This window comes from Hungatella sp. L36 (assembly GCF_014288035.1).
Map to the genome: position 1 here is coordinate 238321 of NZ_JACOPC010000003.1, position 19517 is coordinate 257837.

The window sequence follows — 19517 nt, forward strand, 5'->3', positions numbered from 1 at the left end:
AGGGAACAGCGTTCTGAACGGCAGACGATTTTTTTACATAGTTACGGAGCGGTGCATTATCCATAATTTACGTAAAAATTGTAATAGAATTGAAAGATAAAGAGCCAGAAATAACGTATTTACGCTATCGTTTGGCTCTAATATTTTGCTTTGATACTATTTTGATACTAAAAGCTGTAGTTTATCTACTACTTCGTTGTGCTTATTGGGATATAAATGGCCGTAAGTTTTGTTTACCATTTCAACGGAGTCGCCGATTCTTTCGGCGATAAGGAGTGGAGAGAAACCCATCTCGATGAGTAGAGATACGTGGCTATGCCGTATGTCATGGATTCGTATTATTTTGACTTTAGAATCCTCACAAGCGTGCTTCATGCTGGTGACAATTTTGCTTCTGGTAACGGGGAATAATCGCTCTTCGGGCTGCATATCATAATTTTTCTCAATATATTGTTTAATGAGTTCTACGAGGAATGGCGGAGCTGTTACGATTCTTTTGCTATCTTCCGTTTTGGGTGATGTAATCACATCGCGCTTCTTAATTCGATGGAATGTTTTGGTTATTGTAATAGCTCCGTTTTGTAAATTGATATCACCCATATTAAGTGCCAGCAGTTCCCCGTAGCGCATTCCAGTATAGTAAAGTGTATAAAAAACAGTCTGCATAGTAATATTACGTACCTTGGGAATGAAACAGTTAAACTCATTAAGTGTCCAGAAATCCATTTCCTCCGCTTTTAGTTTCCCTATTGAGCCCGTAATTTTACATGGATTTTGAGGAAGATTATAGTATGTGACAGCAAAGTTAAGGACAGCATTTAACTGATTGTATATTTGACGTTGATATGTTTCTTTAAAGCCGCTGCTTATTATTTTGTTTTGCCAGTTGCGGATATCTACCGCAGTGATCTGATTGATGGTCTTGTCCTTGAAGTATGGGACTATATGCTTTCCATAGGTATATTTTTTGTTTTGCATGGTAGATTCTTTGAGACGATGTTCCATGTCTGCTATGTAGAGATTGTAAAGAGCCTGAAATGTCATATCCGGGCTGCCCTGTTGTTTCTGGAGGAATTCCCGCTCCCATGCCTTTGCGTCTTTGCTGCGGGGGAATCCGCGTTTTAGTTTTTGCTTACGCTGACCTGTCCAGTCAACGTAGTAGAATTTGCAGAAGTAAGTTTTCTTTGATTCATCGTAATATGTAGGCATAATATCATTCCTTTCTATTTTTTTTTTGAGTATAAAAAATACGCCCCTTGCCAGGACGTTCCAGAAATGATATAATTCAAGTGTTCAAGTTGAATATATCTGCTGGAGCGATCCGGCAAGAGAAAATCTATGTAAAGGCTCTGGGAGTTGGTAGCTCCTGGGGCTTTTTGCTTATTTATTATGTGTGATAACATCAAATGCTGATAGGATTTGATGGGCTAAGTTAAATGCAGTTTGATACTCTTTGCTATTAATCTTAGTAGACTTAGTTATTAAAGGTATCATGATGCAGGGGGACCCAAAATTATTTACTGTTGCTTTTATGTAAAGTGATTCAACTTTCTTTTTTTGTGTTCTTTTACCAGTAATACCGCCAGCAACCGCACCGAAACCTCCAAATATGGCTCCTCCGATCAGCGCTTGCCCAACTCCTCCACTCGTAACAAGGCTATCATCTTCTAAAAGATCGTAATTGATCAAATCATTAAATTCAAGCCATTCTTTATTCCCAACTTTTTGTTTATTTCCTCCTCCAACCAGTTTTTCAGCGGCAACAGACATTCCCATTGTACCAACAGCCATCATGCCCTTAAACATTGATTTACCAATACCATCTTTTTTACCATTAACTGGTACTGCCCCATTTATGCGGAACATTTTATGCGGTTCATCTATTTGTACAGGGCCTACCTGACGAGTGGATTTTATAGAATTTTTATTATTTTCTGCTATAGTTTGCATACTATTTTGTACTGCTCCCCATACCTTATTGACAGCAGATTCTTTTATCTGAATGTCGGTGTCTGAATTGATATACTCTTCAGGAGCCGCTTCTGCAGAAGGAACCATTTCGCTGGTGGGACAACCGCAATTGGGACATGCTGTTGCTTTGTCTGAGAATTCCTTGCCGCATTCTGTACATTTGATTAGTGACATATTATAACCCTCCCTAGTTCATAAATTGAAAAAAATAGTGTTATCTTAACACACAATTTTGTAACCGCTCAGGAAAATATCTCTCAAGCATATCGTGATACTCTGCCCATGTGGTGTGTTTTTCTTTAGGCTCTTTCTGTTCAAGGATAGGCTTGGGTTTCGGCACCGTCATTTCCGGTATAACAACAGGAAAAAACCAGTTATGTATATCCTGATTTATTTCTTTGCACTCACTTAAGTGGCACATCTTATAATCTTCGTATATCCGATTCGCGGCCATGCAGGATACTCCATATGTATGACAGATACCTCTGATACTATCTGATCGCATATGCCATATAGTTGCACGAGGAACAAGAATGTTACTGGCAAAATAGTCGACAAGATCTTCGAATGATTTATCCGTTGAAGGAAGATCCATAATAAAGTGCCCCAGTTCGTGCATTAATGAGAAGCGAATGCGCTCAGGCGTATTGTTTTCATTATAGGCAACAATTTTTTCATAAGTAAAAGCGTCTTCTGTGCAACTCTGACATATCGTATATAATTCAAAGTTGATCTCCTTTAACTCTGAATAACTCAAAACCTTAAAACCATAATGCCGAAGTATTGAAAAACAATCAATCGGAAAGGCAATTACATTGCATTCCTTGTAGACAGTTAATACATAACTTAGCAATCGGTTAAGTCCAGCTCTGTTAAAATCGGTGCAGCATAAATAATTTCTCAATAAAATCAGTCCTCAAATTCAATTTCGGACAAAAGCTGTATAAGGCGCATTTTCTGCTCAACAGACATTTTCTTTCCATTTCTGGCTACAAGTTTTTCTACGTCGGTATAAGAAGGTTCCAACTTTGTTGCTTTCTTGCCATTGGCCATTTCCTCTAATTCATCCATAGTAATTCCAAGCCCATGGCATATGGCCATAACATTATCGACAGTAGCTTTTCCAACACCGTTTTTCATTATTCCATATAGTGTAGTATAAGGAATATCACATTTTAGAGCAAATGATTTTAGGCTATAGCCTTGTTCTTTTATTAGCCTTTCTAAAATTCTCGCTTTTTCCATAGCTGTTACCTCGTTTTCTAAGTGCTTTTATTATATACCATAAAACGTATTTTGTAAATGAAAAATATTCGATTTAGCGAATAAATTCGGAAAAAGGAATATTTCGCGTTGACAAAATACTGAATAAAGAATATAATTTGCTTATGAAATTCGAAATTCAGTATTTTTAAGGAGGTGATGACATGTATAGAAACTTTTTGTCCGCTATGAAAGACGAGAATGTAACATTTACTCAAATAGGAAGTTTGCTTGGTTGTAGATACCAAACTGTAAGCGATACGGTAAATGGCGAAACGAAGAAGGGTTTTTACTATGAAGACGCAGTAGCGATTAGAAATGTTCTGTTTCCAAAGTACGATTTAGATTACTTGTTCAAGCGAGAAAATTAACAAAAAACAAACTTATGTTCGATATGACAAATATACCACCGTCGAATATTTGTGTCAATGGGAAGATGAGGAAAGGAGGCGAAAACCATGAGCGCAATGATAACCGCCGCAGAAGTGGCCGAGATCATGGATTGCTCAGAGAGCATGGGATACAACATCATCAAGACACTTAATGATGAACTGGAAGCCAAAGGCTTTATTACTAGGCGCGGTAGAGTTTCAAGAAAGTATTTTTGTGAACGCACTGGTTTGATGCTTGAAAGTGAGGTGATACAGAATGCAGAAGTACATTGACAACCTCGACGACTTCGAGGACGACAGCCGGCCGCCACTGATCGACTGGGTGGAATGGCTGCTGGTTGGGATCTTTGATCTGGCTGGAGCGGGGGCCTGTGCCTACATAGGGTATCTACTATTACGGGCATGTGTGTTGTAAAAAAAGAAACCCAGACGGGTGGAGCCGTCCGGGAATCAAAGTAACTACTAACAATTTTACACCCTCATTATAACAGAGGGAGAAACGGAGTGCAAGATGGCAAAAGAACTGAAATGCGAGATTCTGGAAACCCTGATCGAGTTTCCGGGAGATGGAAAGTATCACAAGGAACTAAATCTGGTGAAATGGGGAGATCATGAACCGAAATACGATCTCCGTAGCTGGAACGAGGATCGGTCACAGATGTCAAAAGGAATCACGCTCACAAAGGACGAGCTGATCATATTAAAAAATGAATTAGGAGGATTTAATCTATGATTACAGTTGAATTTAAAGATTTTGAGGACATGATGGGGTTTGCAAGGAATTTAGTTTCGACGGTCGAAACTAAGGACAAGCCGCCAGTACAGCAGGCTGCTCCAGCAACAACGCCACCTGTACAGCAGATGGCCCCAGTAACACCGCCTCCAGTACAGCAGGCACCTGTACAGACGGCAGCTCCTTCCTATACCGCTGACGATCTGGCAAGGGCGGCCATGACCCTTATGGACTCCGGCAGGCAGGGCGATCTGATTAACCTTCTGGCGCAGTTCGGCACGGAGGCATTAACACAGCTGCCTCCGGAACAGTACGGGGCGTTTGCCACAGCACTTAGAGGACTGGGGGCTCCGATCTGATGGGACATGCTGAGAGAGATCATGCATTATTAAGTGCATCTGGGGCGCACCGGTGGCTGTATTGTACACCGAGCGCCCGGTTGGAGGAGCCATTTCCAGATACTACATCGGAAGCGGCTGAGGAGGGGACGCTGGCCCATGAACTTGCGGAGCTGAAGGTACGGAATTACTTTTACAGCGTAGAGTTTGGAAAACGCAAACTGACGGCAGCCATCAATAAGCTTAAGAAAGAGAAGCCGTGGCAGGATGAGATGATGGGCTACACAGAAGAATACCTTGATTACATAAAAGGTGTTGCACTGGCCATGAAAAGCACTCCTTATGTGGCAATCGAAAAGAGGGTTGATTTCTCTGTATATGTCCCTGATGGGTTTGGGACCGCGGACTGTATCCTGATCTGCGGCAACGTGCTGCACGTCATTGACTTTAAATATGGAAAGAGTCCCAATGGACGAGTGGAGGCAGAGGGTAATCCCCAGCTTGCTTTATACGCTCTGGGAGCTTACGAGATGTATAAAATCCTGTATCCGATCGAGACGATCCGGATGTCTATCGTGCAGCCACGGCTCACAGACGGTATCTCCGAATGGGAGTGCCCACTGGAGGAAGTACTGGCGTTTGGCCGGTACGCAAAGGGCCGCGCGGAACTTGCAATTAAAGGAGAGGGGGAGTATGCTCCCGGACCGGAGACCTGTAAGTACTGCCGGGCGAGGGGACAGTGTCGGGCAAGGGCCGATGAAAATGTGAAACTGGCATTTTCGGACAATCTGGGAAAACTCCCGCCGCTTATCTCTAATGCAGAGGCAGGAGACTACCTGCGGAAGGGGATCGATGTAGCAAAATGGCTTGAAGCTTTAAAGGACTATGCTCTTAAGGAGTGTCTGGCCGGAAAAGAGGTTCCTGGCTGGAAGGCAGTGTCCGGACGTGGTGGACGAGAGTGGACAGACATGGACAAAGCTTTTGAAACGCTTGTTAAGAGCGGTGTAGCTGAGGAAGCCGTACTGTGGGAAAGAAAGCCGCTGTCACTTGCCCAGGTGGAGACGACAGTCGGGAAGAAGGATTTTGCTGACGCTGTAGGTGAGTACGTTGTATGGAAGCCAGGGAAGCCGGCCCTGGTGGAATCATCGGATAAGAGACCGGCAATCACAAATAAAGTAACCGCGGCTGAAGCATTTAAAGAGGACCAGGTATGAGTTACTTTGATGATTATGAATTTGACAGATTTTATGAAGAAGAAAAACAAATACAAAGAATAGAAAGGAATTTTACTATGAATGATTTAACAAGAGTAACAACTGGAGAAGTGAGATTATCTTATGTGCACCTGTTCAAGCCCTATGCGAATGAACCAGGGCAGGAAGAAAAATATAGTGTGACCGTTCTTGTACCGAAAACAGATGTGAATACTATGGCGAGGATTAACGCAGCGATTGAAGCGGCAAAGCAAATAGGCATAAGTGATAAGTGGGGTGGAACATGCCCTCCAATTATTCCGACACCTGTTTATGATGGTGATGGAGTAAAGCCATCTGATGGTATGCCGTTTGGACCCGAATGCAAAGGCCACTGGGTATTTACTGCAGGAGCAAGTGTGGATTATCGGCCAGAGGTCGTAGACAGTATGGGAAACCCGATCATCAACCAGTCTGAGGTCTACAGTGGCATGTATGGCCGTGTAAATGTATCCTTCTACCCATACTCTTTCGGTGGCAAGAAGGGAATCGGCTGCGGAAAAGGCCTAGGGCCGGTCATGAAGACAAGAGACGGGGAGGCACTGGGAGGCAGTGCGCCGAGTGCGGCACAAGCCTTCGGAGTCCAGTCAGCTACACCGCAGTACGGGGCGGCCATGCCCGCAACTCCGGGAGCCGCCGGTTATGCACCACAGCCTCAGTACACACAGCCATCGGCACAGCGTATTAACCCGATTAACGGGCTTCCATATTAATTTTAAGAGGGGCCGCAAGGCCCCTCAACCTGACAGGGAGGAACCTATATGCATCATCTTAGTATTGATATCGAGACAAGGAGCAGCGTGGATATCGGCAAGGCAGGGGCCTACAAGTACGCTCAGTCTCCAGATTTTGAGATCCTTCTGTTCGCTTACCAGCTGGATGATTACTCTGTGGAAGTCATAGACCTTAAAAACGGGGAGGAAATCCCAATTGAAATTGCAGAGATGCTTGACAATCCAGACGTTATCAAACACGCCTATAATGCAGCATTTGAGTGGTACTGCCTTAACCGAGCAGGATATGAGACTCCGATCGACCAGTGGCGCTGTACCATGGCCCACGGCCTGTACTGCGGCTATACTGCCGGACTGGACGCGACAGGCAAAGCGATCGGCCTCCCACAGGATAAACAGAAACTGACGACAGGCAGGGCCCTGATCCGGTACTTCTGTGTACCATGTAAGCCGACAAAAACCAATGGCGGCCGGATCTGGAATCAGCCATGGCATGACACGGACAAGTGGAATCTGTTTAAAGAGTACTGCTGTCAGGACGTAGTCACGGAGCATGAGATTCTGAAACGGCTGGACTTGTTTCCGATGCCGGAGGAGGAAGAACGGCTCTGGCAGATGGATGTCCTGATGAATGCCTATGGTGTCCGGGTGGATACGGAGCTTATCGAAGGAGCCCTGTACATTGATCAGATCAGCGCACAACGGCTGACTGATGAGGCTGTGAGGCTGACTGGATTATCAAATCCGAACAGCACGGCGCAGCTGGTTAAATGGCTGCAGGACAACGGGACGGAAACGGATAACTTAAGAAAAGAGACGGTGTCAGAGCTTCTGGACGGTATTAATCCGGAAAAGGTACAGCGCATGTTAGAGATCCGCCAGCAGTTAGGGAAGACCTCCATCAAGAAGTATGTGGCAATGGACACCGCCTGCGGGGAAGGGGACCGGGTAAGGGGTCTTACGCAGTATTACGGAGCGAACAGGACCGGCCGATGGGCCGGCCGCCTGGTGCAGATGCAGAACCTTCCGCGTAACTATCTTAAGACCCTCGACTATGCCCGCAACCTCGTCAAGGCTAAGAATTATGACGGTGTGAAGATCCTTTACGGCAACGTACCGGATACGCTTTCCCAGCTGATCCGGACCGCGTTTATCCCTTCCTCCGGCCATAAGTTCGTGGTAGCGGATTTCAGCGCCATCGAAGCGCGGGTGATCGCATGGCTGGCCGGGGAGCAGTGGGTGAATGAGGTATTTGCCACCCACGGGAAGATCTACGAAGCGACGGCGTCCCAGATGTTCGGCGTGCCTGTGGAACGGATTGCAAAAGGAAACCCGGAGTACAGCCTGCGGCAGAAAGGCAAGGTTGCAACACTGGCCCTGGGATATCAGGGCGGTACTTCGGCGCTGATTGCCATGGGTGCCCTGCAGATGGGCCTGACGGAAGAGGAACTGCCGGACATTGTTCAGCGGTGGAGACAGGCAAATCCCCGGATTAAGGGCTTATGGTATGCAATCGAGAACGCAGCTCTTGCAGTTATGGAGACGGCGCAGCCACAGGGAATCAACGGGCTGATCTTTGCACTGGAAGGGGATCTGATCTATGGACAGTCTTTTCTTACCGTGCGGCTCCCGAGCGGCCGGAAACTCTTTTACCCAAAACCGTTTCTCAAGGAGAACCGTTTTGAGAAGATGGCTGTCCATTATTACACGGTAGGCCAGCAGACACGGAAGTGGGAGGTCACGAGCACTTACGGTGGAAAGATGGTCGAGAACATCGTCCAGGCCATTGCCAGAGACTGCCTGGTGGTGACGCTGGAGAGGATCGCAGCTAAGGGCCTGCAGGTGGTGTTCCACGTACATGACGAGGTTATCATCGACGCTCCCATGGAGACGACGGTGGAAGAGATCTGCGGTCTGATGGCGGAGCCGATCCCGTGGGCGCCGGGACTGGTGCTGAAAGGCGCCGGGTTTGAAAGTCAGTATTATATGAAGGATTAGGAGGGGAGAACTTGCAGAATAACAGGAAGCTGCAGATCAGCACAGCGGGGAGCCGGAAGTCAACGCACTGGCCGCGGTGTGAGATCATGTGGTCCGAGTTTACCGAAAAATTAAAAACTCCCATCCGGGGGACGGAGACCCTGGAACAGTATCTCGCGCTGCCGAAGGCCAGACAGGACGAACTAAAAGATGTGGGCGGCTTTGTGGGCGGTACGTTTACCGGAGATCGCCGGAAACCGGAATGCGCGGAAGGCCGGGATCTTTTAACACTGGATCTGGATAATATCCCTGCGGGGCAGGCAGACGATGTCCTGCGGCGCGTGAACGGCCTCGGGTGTGCTGCAGTTGTTTACAGCACCCGAAAACATGCCGGATATGCTCCCAGGTTCCGCGTGATCGTCCCAACGGACCGGACAGCTACAGCAGACGAATACGAACCTGCAGCGCGCAAGCTGGCTTCCCTGATCGGTATTGAATTTTGCGATCCGACAACCTTCGAAGTCAACAGGCTGATGTACTGGCCGTCGTGCTGCATTGACAGCCAGTATATGTGTGAGGTGTACGATAACCTCTTCTGCAGCGTGGACGGTCTGCTGGGCATGTATGGTGACTGGAGAGATATCAGCCAGTGGCCGCAGGTTCCGGGAACGGAAGCGGTGGAGCGCCGCCGGCTGGCGAAACAGGAGGATCCCACGACCAAACGGGGCGTGATCGGCGCATTTTGCCGGACGTACAGCATCACACAGGCCATGGATCAGTTTATCCCGGGAATGTATGAGGAGACGGCCTCGTCCGGCCGGTATACCTACACCGGAGGAGAGACAACGGGTGGGGCGATTATCTATGACGGGGATCTGTTCCTGTACTCCCACCACTCCCACGACCCATGCTGTAATCAGCTGGTCAATGCCTTCGATCTGGTCCGGCTCCATATGTACGGAGACCGTGACAACGAGGCGAAGGAGGGGACACCTGTCAACAAGCTGCCGTCATTTGTAGCCATGAGCAGGCTTGCAATGGACGATAAGGCCGTAGCTGATCTGATAGCCAAAGAGAAGCACGAGGCGGCTGTGGCGGCCTTTGCGGAGCCCACAGAAAGGGCTAGACAGGAGGATTTAAGTTGGATTGGGCACCTGGCCGTGGACGGAAATGGAAACTATCAGAAGACGGTAAACAATATTATTATCGTGTTGCAGAATGACCCTCTGCTGAAAGGAAAAATAGTAACGGACGAGTTCGCCGGACGGGGGCTCATACTTGGGACACTGCCGTGGAATAAGTCGGAGGAAAAACGACAGTGGATAGATCCGGATGATTCAGGATTCTTCTGGTACATGGAAACTTATTACGGGATCACAGCGCGCGACAAGCTGGACGACGCGCTTGCAATAGTAGGAGGACAGAACATGATTAATGATGTAAAGCGGTATTTAAAGAGCCTCAAATGGGACGGTGTGAAACGGGTGGATACTCTGCTGTCAGTGTACTTAGGGGCAGAGGATACTGCTTATACCAGGGCCGTGATGCGGAAATCCCTGTGTGCCGCTGTTGCGAGAGCCATCGAGGGCGGCGTGAAGTATGATTACATGCCGATCTTTACGGGGCCACAGGGAATCGGAAAAAGTACGTTTCTCGCAATGCTGGGAAAAGAATGGTTCTCCGACAGCCTGACGTCATTTGAGGGCAAGGAGGCCGCAGAGCTGATACAGGGTACATGGATCAACGAAGTGGGAGAACTTACGGCCATGTCAAAGCAGGAGACGTCAGCTGTTAAGCAGTTTTTAAGCAAAAGGGAAGATATCTACAGGGCCGCATACGGCCGCAGGACGGAACGGCACCCGCGGCGCTGCGTGTTCTTTGGTACGTCCAATGACCGGGAATTTTTAAAAGATACCACGGGGAACCGCCGGTTCTGGCCCGTAGACGTGGGAGTACATCCGGCGATAAAGTCCATATGGAACGATCTGCCGGAAGAAGTGGATCAGATATGGGCAGAAGCATATATGTACTGGGCACTGGGCGAACAGCTGCATCTTACGAAGGATATTGAAGATATGGCTTATGAACAGCAGGAAAGCCACCGGGAGACATCCGGAAAAGAAGGGCTGATTTCAGAATATCTGGCAAAGCCGGTACCGAAAAACTGGGATCAGATGGATATACCCGCAAGAAAAATGTTCCTGGCCGGAGGCGGAGTAGGTGATGTAGAGCTCGTACCACGTGAAAAAACCTGTGCTGTGGAAATCTGGGTGGAGTGCTTCGGAGGCGAACCAAAGTATCTGAAACGGGCAGATAGCACGGAAATCAACAATATTTTGTCAGGACTAAAAGGCTGGAAGCGGAATAAAAATGTCCGCAGATATGGCCCGTACGGAACTCAAAAAGGATTTGAAAGAGTGTAAACCATACTTAAAAATCAGGAAGTTTACCGTAAACATTCTAAGTTTGCGGGGAAAGTTTACGGGTTTACACGATGTTTACATAGAAGGTTTGCGGAAAAACCCCGTAACTACAACAAATACTAAGATGTGTAAACTATGTAAACCAATTCTATATAGAGTAGTAGAAATAGAGAGAATAGGTAAATACGTGTATAGCCTGTGACGCCTGATACGTATATCACGTACACACGCGAGGAGGAAAGTTGCAATGCTGGAAAAAGACATTGAGAAGATACTGGTAAGTGAAGTGAAGAAACTGGGCGGCCGGGCCTATAAGTGGGTTAGCCCCGGTAACGATGGCGTGCCAGACCGGATTGTAATCCTGCCGGGATTACGACCAATGTTCGTGGAATTGAAAACAGAGAAAGGACAGCTTTCAGCACTACAGAGGGTACAGATTAACCGCCTGCAGGATCTGAAACAGGACGTTAAAGTCCTGTACGGGGAGTCGCAGGTCAGGGATTTCCTGGAGGACTGTAAGCTGAGAATGACACTGAGATGGTACTGGGAAAAGCCCCAGTTGTGTGAAAATGACGATGATTAAAATTATTTACCGGGAGGAGGTGATGCCGCATGATATTTAAGCCACATGCCTATCAGCAGCACTGCATCGAGCAGATTCTGAAAACCAAAAAGCTGGGCTTATTTTTAGATATGGGGCTAGGCAAGACAGTCACCACGCTGACGGCTGTCAAGGAGCTTAAGTATAATCGTTTTCAGGTCCGCAGAGTTTTAATCATTGCCCCGAAGAAAGTAGCAGAAGGAACCTGGACGAAGGAGGCCGCGAAGTGGGATCATACGAAAATGCTTCGGGTATCTCCGGTACTGGGAAGCCAAGCGAAGCGGATCCGGGCGCTTAACACGCCAGCTGATCTCTATATCATCAACCGCGAGAACGTAGTGTGGCTGGTGGACTATTACCGGAATGCGTGGCCGTTTGACATGGTGGTGGTTGACGAGTCCAGCAGCTTTAAGAGCCACAGCGCAAAGCGGTTTAAGGCATTGGCGAGTATGGGCGGATACATCGAGCGGCTTGTGGAGCTGACTGGAACTCCTTCCCCCAACGGGCTTGATGATCTGTGGGCTCAGGTATTTTTACTGGACGGCGGGGAACGTCTCGGGAAACGGTATACCCAGTTCCGTGAACGGTACTTCCAGCCGGACAAGCGCGGGGCTGACGGCATGATCTACAGTTACGAGGTGAAGCCGGGGAGTGAGGGAAGTATCCTGGAACGAATCTCCGATATCTGCATCAGCATGAAGGCAGAGGATTACTTACAGCTGCCGGATATCACATATCACGAGATCCCTGTGGAGCTGGACAGCAGGGCCGGTAAAGCTTATTACGACATGGAACGTGAGATGGTTCTGGCCCTGCCGGAGGACGAGGAGGAGATCAGCGTGACCAGTGCGGCGGCACTGAGCAATAAGCTTCTGCAGCTGGCGAACGGAGCCGTATATGACGAAGACCACAGTGTACATAAAGTCCATAACTGCAAGATCGAGGCATTCATGGAGCTGATCGAATCCCTGCAGAGGAAACCAGCCCTGGTCTTCTATAATTTCCAGCACGACCGGACACGGATCCTGAAGGCTTTGGAAAAGACGGGACTGCGGATAAGGGAGCTTAAGACCACGCAGGATGAGGACGACTGGAACGCCAGAAAGATCGATATCCTGCTTACCCATCCCGCCAGCAGCGCCTACGGCCTGAACTTACAGCAGGGAGGCAATCACGTGATCTGGTTCGGCCTGACATGGAACTATGAGTTATATACCCAGGCAAATAAGCGCCTTCACCGCCAGGGACAGGAGGAAAAGGTGATTATCCATCACCTGATCTGCAGCGGCACACGCGATGAGGACGTCATGGAAGCCCTGAAACGAAAAGACGACGTGCAGAGCTGGGTAATGGAGAGTCTGAAAGCAAGGATAAGGAGGTACCGGAATTGATAATAGAGTTTAGTATCCCTAATGGGAATATGAAAATATGTGCAGAGGAGTTTTTCGCCGAGGCGGGCATGGCACAGATCCGCAGGATGTTTAAGATGCTGCGGGAATCTGGCTTAGATGATAGCCGCCGGAAGGAGATTCTTGTATGGCTGCGTGACCAGGCCTCGGAGAAGCACAGATGCGCAGAATACTGGGCGGAAAGGTATGTGGACTGCTTTACTGAGTACAAGGAATTGGAAGTGCAATACGAACACATGAAAAGCCCCTGTTACGTGGAATTCACACAGGACAAGGAGGCCCTTAAGGCCGCCAGAGAAAAAGCGGCATTTGCCAAACGAGAAGCTTCGGCCAGCAAGAGCGAATACCAGACGGCAAAGAAGATGAGAGAACGATATCAGAAGATCATAGACATTTTGGTGGAGGTCATCAAGCGAGGGGGAGACAATGGTGAAAGTAATTAAGTACGGCGAGAAGCGCCGGGTAACATGTGAGGTGTGCGGGGCGTTGCTGGAGTTCAAGGAAGATGATCTGAAAACTGTTCAGACCGGTATGAATGAGTATGAGCAGCGAATAACGTGCCCGGCCTGTAATGAGACTGTAGTGGTAGGTTAAGGATTAAGGAGGGTAAAGATATGTATAGCACCAGACCACAGCGGAAGACGCTTACAAAATTATGTCCGTATTGCGGGAAAACCCGGACGTATACGTACCGAGATGGATACGATGAGGTGGACTATTGTACCGGACGCAGCCGGTACATACCGTCAAAAACCGAAGATGATGGCTGTGATTGCATGCTTGGTAAGCTAAACCACACCGCCGGAAAAATTCAGCTGAAGAAACAGTGTGCGAATTGTGTGTGGAATAAAAACGGGAGTTGTACCAACGAGCAGGAGCGGAACGACGTTTCGGTATTGTTTGGGATTACCGGCGATCTGATTATTAAAGATGAATCGAAACGTTGCAGGCACTACGAACTATCGAAAAATATTTTCGATGCACTTATAGAATTTACAGAAAATTAAGATTTTGCAGAGAAAGGAGACTTATGGTTTCGTCCGAATTTAATAAAAGAAAAGAAATTCTGAGTAATTATTTTCGACATCCTCGCTGGAGTTATCATGGTGAGGACGACTGGGAATTTGAATATTACAAGGGAAAAAGAAATATGCAAGAACTGGAAGCGGCTTTAAAAATTGTATTTGGTGATGAGTATACAGTTTATGATAAGCGGTGGTTCAGAAATAATGATGGTGAAATAGTCGGAGCAACTATTTTGTGTGGTTTCTATGTTGGTGCAGATTTTAATGGATTCAACCAGGGAACCGAAGGATGTGATTGTTATGTTTCTTTTAATCTATGCAGATATGGATTTTTCTATAACCAGAGTAGCAATTTAGAATATTTAAAAAATCAGTTAAACTGATATTTGAACGATGAAGGGAGGCCATCTATTGAGCCTTAAAGAAGAGATGGCGAAGCACAGGAAATATGAGGACCTATTAAAAGATCAGTCACCTGAAAGAACGTGGTCCATGGACAAGCCAGCCTACTGCTACACACCGGCGTGTCCGGATCCAAAGTTACGGGCGCCGATCTGGAGGAGGAACAAACATGGCATTTAACAAAAAGTATGAAGTATATGATCGTGGTGCCCTGCTGGGTCAGTACTATGCTGATGAGGTATCACAGCTTATCGGGATCCCGTTGAGAAGAGTTTCGGCCTATGCGGCCAGCGGGGCCAGATTCTTAAGACGGTATACGATTGAGGCAGTGGACGATACTGAACCAGGGTGGGCTGAGACATGGGATCGGGTAAGGATCGAGAAACTGGCATGGTTAAGAGGAGGTGGAGCCGTTGGAGCAAAACAGTCCGGCTAAAGAACTGGAGAATTTCTTGAATTTCATAGACCAATGTGTCCAGGAATACAAGGCAGCTTATGAAAATGTGAACGAAGAGGACCGGCGTCTGCAAGATCTGGTTCATGCAATGGAATTTGCAGTGGATAAGTCTGAGCGGAACCGGGTAGCGACGAAGCTTCAGCAGAGTCGGAAATACCGCAGGCAGAACAAAGATATTGTCAAGCGAAATGAGCGGATTGTAAAGTTCTTTGAGGAGCAGAAGAACCGGGACACGCTGAATCGGATGCGGCAGCTTCTGGGCCAGCAGAGGAAGGAAGAAGAGTACCTAGATGGGGAACGTGCGTACAAGCCGCGGGTAGGGAAGGGGTGAGGCCGTTGGACAAAGAGGTACTGGAACAATACTCAGACAGACTTGCGAGGGTAAGACTGATACAGGAGCACCGGGAAAAGAAACAGAGGCGCCTGAACAAGCTAAATGAGAAGGGATATACCGTAGCTGATTCGGTAGCTTGCGGCAGAAAAGGGAGAAAGCCTTTACAGACGGTAAAAATATTCGGAACTCCTTACTCGGAAATCAGTAAAGTAAAAGCAGAGCTGAAAAAGCAGGATTTTATTCTGGCACGAGAGGAGCAGGCACTTTTAGAAGACACAACGAGGGTGGAGGAGTACATATCTGGGATTGCTGATGCTGAGATCAGAAACTTAATGACATTGTATTACGTGGAAGATCTGAACTGGGTACAGGTAGCGCACAGAATGAATTATCTGTACCCAAAGAGAAAAGGGAGCTATACGGCGGATAGTTGCAGATGTAAACATGACAGATTTTTAGAAAAAGTTTAAAACGACGGTTCCGACGGTTTTTCTGTGATACACTTTAAACTGGAAGATCTGAAAAACGGATTTCCTCCCCCAATTGACGGCCGCCGGCTTTTACCGGTCGGTGGCTGATTTATCCTTCATAATTCATGTTTTCTCCCTAAGAAGCACCTGTCGAAAGATGGGTGTTTTCTTTTACCCAAAAACAGAAAGGAAGTGAGCCTGAATGACTCAGAAACAGAAAAGATTCATAGAAGAGTACCTGATCGACTTAAATGCCACTCAGGCCGCTATCCGTGCCGGGTACAGTCCTGATACGGCACAGCAAACTGGAAGTGAAAACCTGTCAAAACCTGTTATTCGTGCACAAATAGACCGCGCGATGGCCGAACGCTCCAAGCGCACTGGCGTCAATGCTGAACGGGTGGTTCAGGAACTGGCGAAGATTGCCTTCGTGAACGCTGCAGAGGTGATCGACCCAAAGACCGCAACGGTTAAGGAGGATGCTCTTCCGGAGGATACAGCGGCGATCCAGTCGGTGAAGGTTAAGACCTTCGGTGAGGACGGCCTGGAGCGTGAGATTAAAATGGCCGATAAGCTTAAAGCCTTGGAGCTCTTGGGGAAGCACCTGGGAATGTTCAAGGATAGGATTGAATTATCCGGCGGCCTCGATACTGAAAAGAGTAAGCTGGACGACCTGATCGGACAGATGAGAGGTGGTGATGCTACCTCATGAGTTCTGAACGATTACTTTTGTCAGAGAAGTATAAAGCGTTTCTTAGGTGTGATGCACCCGTCGAATTTCTTGAGGGTACTTAACCACCTATGCAGGTAAGACAACAGTCGGTCTATTTAAGTTCATGCTCAAGGTGGCTGAGAGTCCGAAGAAGCTGCACATCATCGCGGCCAAAGACACCGGCACCGCCGAGAAGAACATCATCAACAAGGATCTGGGAATTATAGACGATTTCGGGATCCTGGCCGAGTACAACGGCAACGGATCCAAAGACGATAAGATCCCGCATATCCTCTTCCACACGTCCGGCGGTGACAAGGTCATTTATGTAATGGGCTACGGTGATAAGACGAAATGGCAGAAGGCCCTCGGCGGCCAGTACGGCTGTCTGTACATCGATGAGATTAACACGGCAGACATTGAGTTTATCCGTGAAGCGTCCATGCGTTGCGATTACATGATGGCGACGCTTAACCCCGATGATCCGGGGCTGGACGTCTACAAGGAGTATATCAACTGCTCCCGGCCGCTGCCCGAATGGGAGGAAGAGACTCCGCAGGAAATTAGAGAGGAATTGAGAGAGGAACCGAAACCCGGCTGGGTGCATTGGTTCTTTTCTTTTGCTCACAACTTAGGTCTGAGTAAGGAGAAACTGGATCAGATCATGACTAACACGCCGAAGGGAACGAAGATCTGGAAGAATAAGATTCAGGGCCTGCGGGGCAGGGCAACCGGGCTGATCTTCCCGAACTTCGAGCGGTCTAAGCATGTGGTCACGGTTGCCTGGGTGAAGGCACAGGTCGCAGCTGGTAAGATTAAATTTAAGAAGTTTTCGGCCGGCCTGGATACGTCCTACTCAAGCAAGTCCCCTGACACCATCGCCATGATCTTCCAGGGGACTACCATGGACCGGCGCGTGATCGTGCTGGATGAGAAGGTATACAGTAATGCGGACCTATCGCAGCCGCTGGCGCCATCGGATACGGTGGGTAAGTTCCTGGACTTCCTGGAGCACAACCGGAAGGCATGGGGGCTTGCCAGGGACGTATTTATCGATTGTGCGGATCAGGCGACAATCATGGAGCTTAAGAAGTGGAAGCGCCTTCATGGTAGCCTGTACACATTTAACGACAGCTATAAGAAAGTTGAGATTCTGGACCGTATTAAGTTTATGCTGGGCTGGATCCAGCAGGGCTGTTACCTGGTTGTAGATACGTGCAGAGAGCACCTGGGAGAACTGGACCGGTACAGTTGGCAGGAAGATAAGGATCTCCCCGAGGACCGTAACGATCATACGATTAATGCATCACAGTATGGCTGGATCCCATATAGAGGACTTATAGGATTTGAGGAGGCAGAGAAATGAGGTGGCTATCAACATTGAATGAGAATATCAAACGAGGGATCCGGAGCTGGCTTGATGTCCAGCCGGCCATGGGGCAGAGCATACAGATTCAGGAAACAATGGACTTTGAACTTAATGCCATCCGAAACCGGATCTGGTACCGCGGGGACAGTAACGAACTGGAACAGATGTACCAGAGCGTCAATGAGTATGCAGATAAATATAAGTTCTGGGCCAGTAAATGTACACCTGGCATGGAGATGCGGAAGATTCATACGGGCCTCCCTGGTCTGATCGTGCGGATCCTCTCCGGGATTGTGTTGGCCGATATGAATGATTTTGAGTTTGAGAGCCCGGCACAGGAACAACTCTGGAAGGAGATAGAGAAAGAAAATAAGTTCAGGAAGGCCCTGGAGCGATCTGTTAAGGAAGTATTGTATATTGGTGATGGCGCCTACAAGGTGACGATCGACACAAACTTAAGCCAGTACCCGATCCTGGAATGGTATCCGGGGGAGCGGATCGAGATCATACAGGAGCGCGGCCGGCTAAAAGAGGTCGTGTTTAAAACACCATATATAGACCATCGTCAGCAGTATGTCCTCTACGAGCATTATGGTTATGGATACATCCGGAATGAGCTCTATAAGGGAGAACGCGAGGTTGACATGAAGACCATCGAAGCCACGCGGAATATATCCGACTGGAAATTTGATGAGATGGTGATCCTGGCAGTGCCGCTCAAGGTGTATGAGAGCACGAAATACGAGGGTCGTGGCGGCTCTATTTTTGACGGCAAACTGGACAGCTTCGATGCATTTGATGAGGCCTGGTCGCAATGGATGGACGCGCTCCGGGCAGGAAGGGCCAGGACATACATTCCAGAGTCATATATTCCACGAAATCCGGAAACCGGGGAGCTGCTGAAGGCGAGTGCATTTGATAACCGGTTCATTGCCGGCGACGACAACATGGGTGAAGGCGGAAAGAACCAGATTCTAACGGAGCAGCCAGATATCCCGCACGAGAGTTACCTTGCCAGCTATGTGACAGCCTTAGACCTTTGCTTGCAGGGGATCATCAGTCCCAGCACCCTCGGTATTGACGTCAAGAAGCTGGACAATGCCGAGGCACAAAGGGAGAAAGAGAAGGCCACCCTGTATACTCGTAATGCCATTGTGGAGGCCTTGCAGGAGGAACTTCCGGAAGTGATATCGTTCTGCATCAATGCTTATCATATCCTGTTGGGGCAACCGATCGAAGAGGTGAAGGTCGAGATACCGTTTGGCGAGTATGCGAATCCGTCATTCGAGAGTCAGGTTGAGACGCTGGCTAAGGCCCGCCCTGGTGCCAGTATTATGAGCATCGAGGCCCAGGTGGAGGAGATGTGGGGAGATAGCAAGGACGAGGCGTGGAAGGCAGAGGAAGTAAAGCGCCTGAAGGCAGAGCAGGGAATCGCAGAAGTTGAGGAACTAGGCATGAATATGGCTGCCGGTGGCTTCATGGTCAACACGGAAGGAGGAAATCCAGATGAAGGTCAAAGTAATGAACCACCTGTACCAGATGAACCAGAAGGAATACCAGGGCTTACTCCAGACGGCAAGTGAGCAGGTCCCTTTCGGAATCTACGCGATTGAGAAACAGGGATATGCGGAGTTGCGCTGCGATAAGTGTACGA

At 48.1% G+C, this 19517-nt stretch carries 25 protein-coding genes; 21 read left to right on the plus strand and 4 right to left on the minus strand.

Translation table 11 applies throughout. From position 1 onward, the window contains the following. Positions 1 to 156: 156 nt before the first annotated feature. The 4 genes from H8S80_RS09830 to H8S80_RS09845 all read right to left on the minus strand — a co-directional run bounded on the left by H8S80_RS09830 (position 157) and on the right by H8S80_RS09845 (position 3216). Positions 157 to 1209, minus strand: coding sequence for a site-specific integrase (locus H8S80_RS09830; protein ID WP_117630678.1), 1053 nt, complete (start codon positions 1207 to 1209; stop codon positions 157 to 159). A 171-nt stretch (positions 1210 to 1380) separates the two neighbouring features. Further along, a complete protein-coding gene (locus H8S80_RS09835) occupies positions 1381 to 2145 on the minus strand; it encodes an OapC/ArvC family zinc-ribbon domain-containing protein (protein WP_181987868.1) in 765 nt (254 codons plus the stop codon). A 40-nt stretch (positions 2146 to 2185) separates the two neighbouring features. Beyond that, positions 2186 to 2875: an ImmA/IrrE family metallo-endopeptidase gene (locus H8S80_RS09840; RefSeq protein WP_181987869.1), complete on the minus strand. Its 690-nt coding sequence runs from the start codon at positions 2873 to 2875 to the stop codon at positions 2186 to 2188. A gap of 5 nt (positions 2876 to 2880) precedes the next feature. Then, positions 2881 to 3216 carry a helix-turn-helix domain-containing protein gene (locus H8S80_RS09845; protein WP_117630680.1) on the minus strand — a complete coding sequence of 112 codons (336 nt, stop codon included), beginning with the start codon at positions 3214 to 3216 and terminating at the stop codon, positions 2881 to 2883. Positions 3217 to 3398: 182 nt separating this feature from the next. Here H8S80_RS09845 and H8S80_RS09850 point away from each other — a divergent pair, with 182 nt between their 5' ends. From H8S80_RS09850 to H8S80_RS09950, 21 genes are all read left to right on the plus strand, one after another. Then, positions 3399 to 3605: a DNA-binding protein gene (locus H8S80_RS09850; RefSeq protein ID WP_117630681.1), complete on the plus strand. Its 207-nt coding sequence runs from the start codon at positions 3399 to 3401 to the stop codon at positions 3603 to 3605. Between the two features lie 87 nt (positions 3606 to 3692). Beyond that, on the plus strand, positions 3693 to 3899 hold the full coding sequence (locus H8S80_RS09855) for a LysR family transcriptional regulator (protein ID WP_117630682.1): 207 nt from the start codon (positions 3693 to 3695) through the stop codon (positions 3897 to 3899). Next, positions 3883 to 4041 (plus strand): hypothetical protein, encoded by a 159-nt coding sequence (locus tag H8S80_RS09860; protein ID WP_181987870.1) that lies wholly within the window; start codon positions 3883 to 3885, stop codon positions 4039 to 4041. Before H8S80_RS09855 ends, H8S80_RS09860 begins: the two co-directional genes overlap by 17 nt. 96 nt (positions 4042 to 4137) lie before the next feature. Continuing rightward, on the plus strand, positions 4138 to 4359 hold the full coding sequence (locus H8S80_RS09865) for a YdbC family protein (RefSeq protein ID WP_117630683.1): 222 nt from the start codon (positions 4138 to 4140) through the stop codon (positions 4357 to 4359). Continuing rightward, positions 4356 to 4718 carry a hypothetical protein gene (locus tag H8S80_RS09870; RefSeq protein WP_117630684.1) on the plus strand — a complete coding sequence of 121 codons (363 nt, stop codon included), beginning with the start codon at positions 4356 to 4358 and terminating at the stop codon, positions 4716 to 4718. Before H8S80_RS09865 ends, H8S80_RS09870 begins: the two co-directional genes overlap by 4 nt. Further along, positions 4718 to 5911, plus strand: coding sequence for a DUF2800 domain-containing protein (locus tag H8S80_RS09875; protein WP_117630685.1), 1194 nt, complete (start codon positions 4718 to 4720; stop codon positions 5909 to 5911). Before H8S80_RS09870 ends, H8S80_RS09875 begins: the two co-directional genes overlap by 1 nt. Before the next feature lie 77 nt (positions 5912 to 5988). Beyond that, complete coding sequence (locus tag H8S80_RS09880; protein WP_117630795.1) at positions 5989 to 6663, plus strand: DUF2815 family protein; 675 nt, start codon at positions 5989 to 5991, stop codon at positions 6661 to 6663. A gap of 48 nt (positions 6664 to 6711) precedes the next feature. Continuing rightward, positions 6712 to 8682 carry a DNA polymerase gene (locus H8S80_RS09885; protein ID WP_117630686.1) on the plus strand — a complete coding sequence of 657 codons (1971 nt, stop codon included), beginning with the start codon at positions 6712 to 6714 and terminating at the stop codon, positions 8680 to 8682. 11 nt (positions 8683 to 8693) lie between these two features. Then, positions 8694 to 11084, plus strand: a complete 2391-nt coding sequence (locus H8S80_RS09890; protein ID WP_117630687.1) for a virulence-associated E family protein — start codon at positions 8694 to 8696, stop codon at positions 11082 to 11084. A gap of 247 nt (positions 11085 to 11331) precedes the next feature. Then, a complete protein-coding gene (locus H8S80_RS09895) occupies positions 11332 to 11667 on the plus strand; it encodes a VRR-NUC domain-containing protein (protein WP_117630688.1) in 336 nt (111 codons plus the stop codon). A gap of 29 nt (positions 11668 to 11696) precedes the next feature. After that, the gene (locus H8S80_RS09900) at positions 11697 to 13076 is read left to right on the plus strand and encodes an SNF2-related protein (RefSeq protein WP_117630689.1); all 1380 of its coding nucleotides are present in this window, start codon (positions 11697 to 11699) and stop codon (positions 13074 to 13076) included. Then, positions 13073 to 13537 carry a hypothetical protein gene (locus tag H8S80_RS09905; RefSeq protein ID WP_117630690.1) on the plus strand — a complete coding sequence of 155 codons (465 nt, stop codon included), beginning with the start codon at positions 13073 to 13075 and terminating at the stop codon, positions 13535 to 13537. Before H8S80_RS09900 ends, H8S80_RS09905 begins: the two co-directional genes overlap by 4 nt. Then, on the plus strand, positions 13521 to 13688 hold the full coding sequence (locus tag H8S80_RS09910) for a hypothetical protein (protein WP_181987871.1): 168 nt from the start codon (positions 13521 to 13523) through the stop codon (positions 13686 to 13688). The genes H8S80_RS09905 and H8S80_RS09910 overlap by 17 nt, the downstream gene beginning before the upstream one ends. Before the next feature lie 20 nt (positions 13689 to 13708). Beyond that, positions 13709 to 14101: a hypothetical protein gene (locus H8S80_RS09915; protein WP_117630691.1), complete on the plus strand. Its 393-nt coding sequence runs from the start codon at positions 13709 to 13711 to the stop codon at positions 14099 to 14101. Positions 14102 to 14244: 143 nt separating this feature from the next. Further along, a complete protein-coding gene (locus H8S80_RS09920; protein WP_147338528.1) occupies positions 14245 to 14502 on the plus strand; it encodes a hypothetical protein in 258 nt (85 codons plus the stop codon). A gap of 188 nt (positions 14503 to 14690) precedes the next feature. Then, positions 14691 to 14957 (plus strand): hypothetical protein, encoded by a 267-nt coding sequence (locus H8S80_RS09925; RefSeq protein WP_117630694.1) that lies wholly within the window; start codon positions 14691 to 14693, stop codon positions 14955 to 14957. Next, positions 14935 to 15309, plus strand: a complete 375-nt coding sequence (locus tag H8S80_RS09930) for a hypothetical protein (RefSeq protein ID WP_117630695.1) — start codon at positions 14935 to 14937, stop codon at positions 15307 to 15309. The genes H8S80_RS09925 and H8S80_RS09930 overlap by 23 nt, the downstream gene beginning before the upstream one ends. A gap of 5 nt (positions 15310 to 15314) precedes the next feature. Next, complete coding sequence (locus H8S80_RS09935; RefSeq protein ID WP_117630696.1) at positions 15315 to 15782, plus strand: hypothetical protein; 468 nt, start codon at positions 15315 to 15317, stop codon at positions 15780 to 15782. Between the two features lie 202 nt (positions 15783 to 15984). After that, positions 15985 to 16494: a terminase small subunit gene (locus H8S80_RS09940; RefSeq protein WP_117630697.1), complete on the plus strand. Its 510-nt coding sequence runs from the start codon at positions 15985 to 15987 to the stop codon at positions 16492 to 16494. Between the two features lie 124 nt (positions 16495 to 16618). Continuing rightward, entirely contained in the window at positions 16619 to 17860 is a 1242-nt protein-coding gene (locus H8S80_RS09945) for a terminase large subunit domain-containing protein (protein ID WP_347561376.1), read from the plus strand. Continuing rightward, positions 17857 to 19446, plus strand: a complete 1590-nt coding sequence (locus tag H8S80_RS09950; protein ID WP_117630698.1) for a capsid protein — start codon at positions 17857 to 17859, stop codon at positions 19444 to 19446. The genes H8S80_RS09945 and H8S80_RS09950 overlap by 4 nt, the downstream gene beginning before the upstream one ends. Positions 19447 to 19517: the final 71 nt, after the last annotated feature.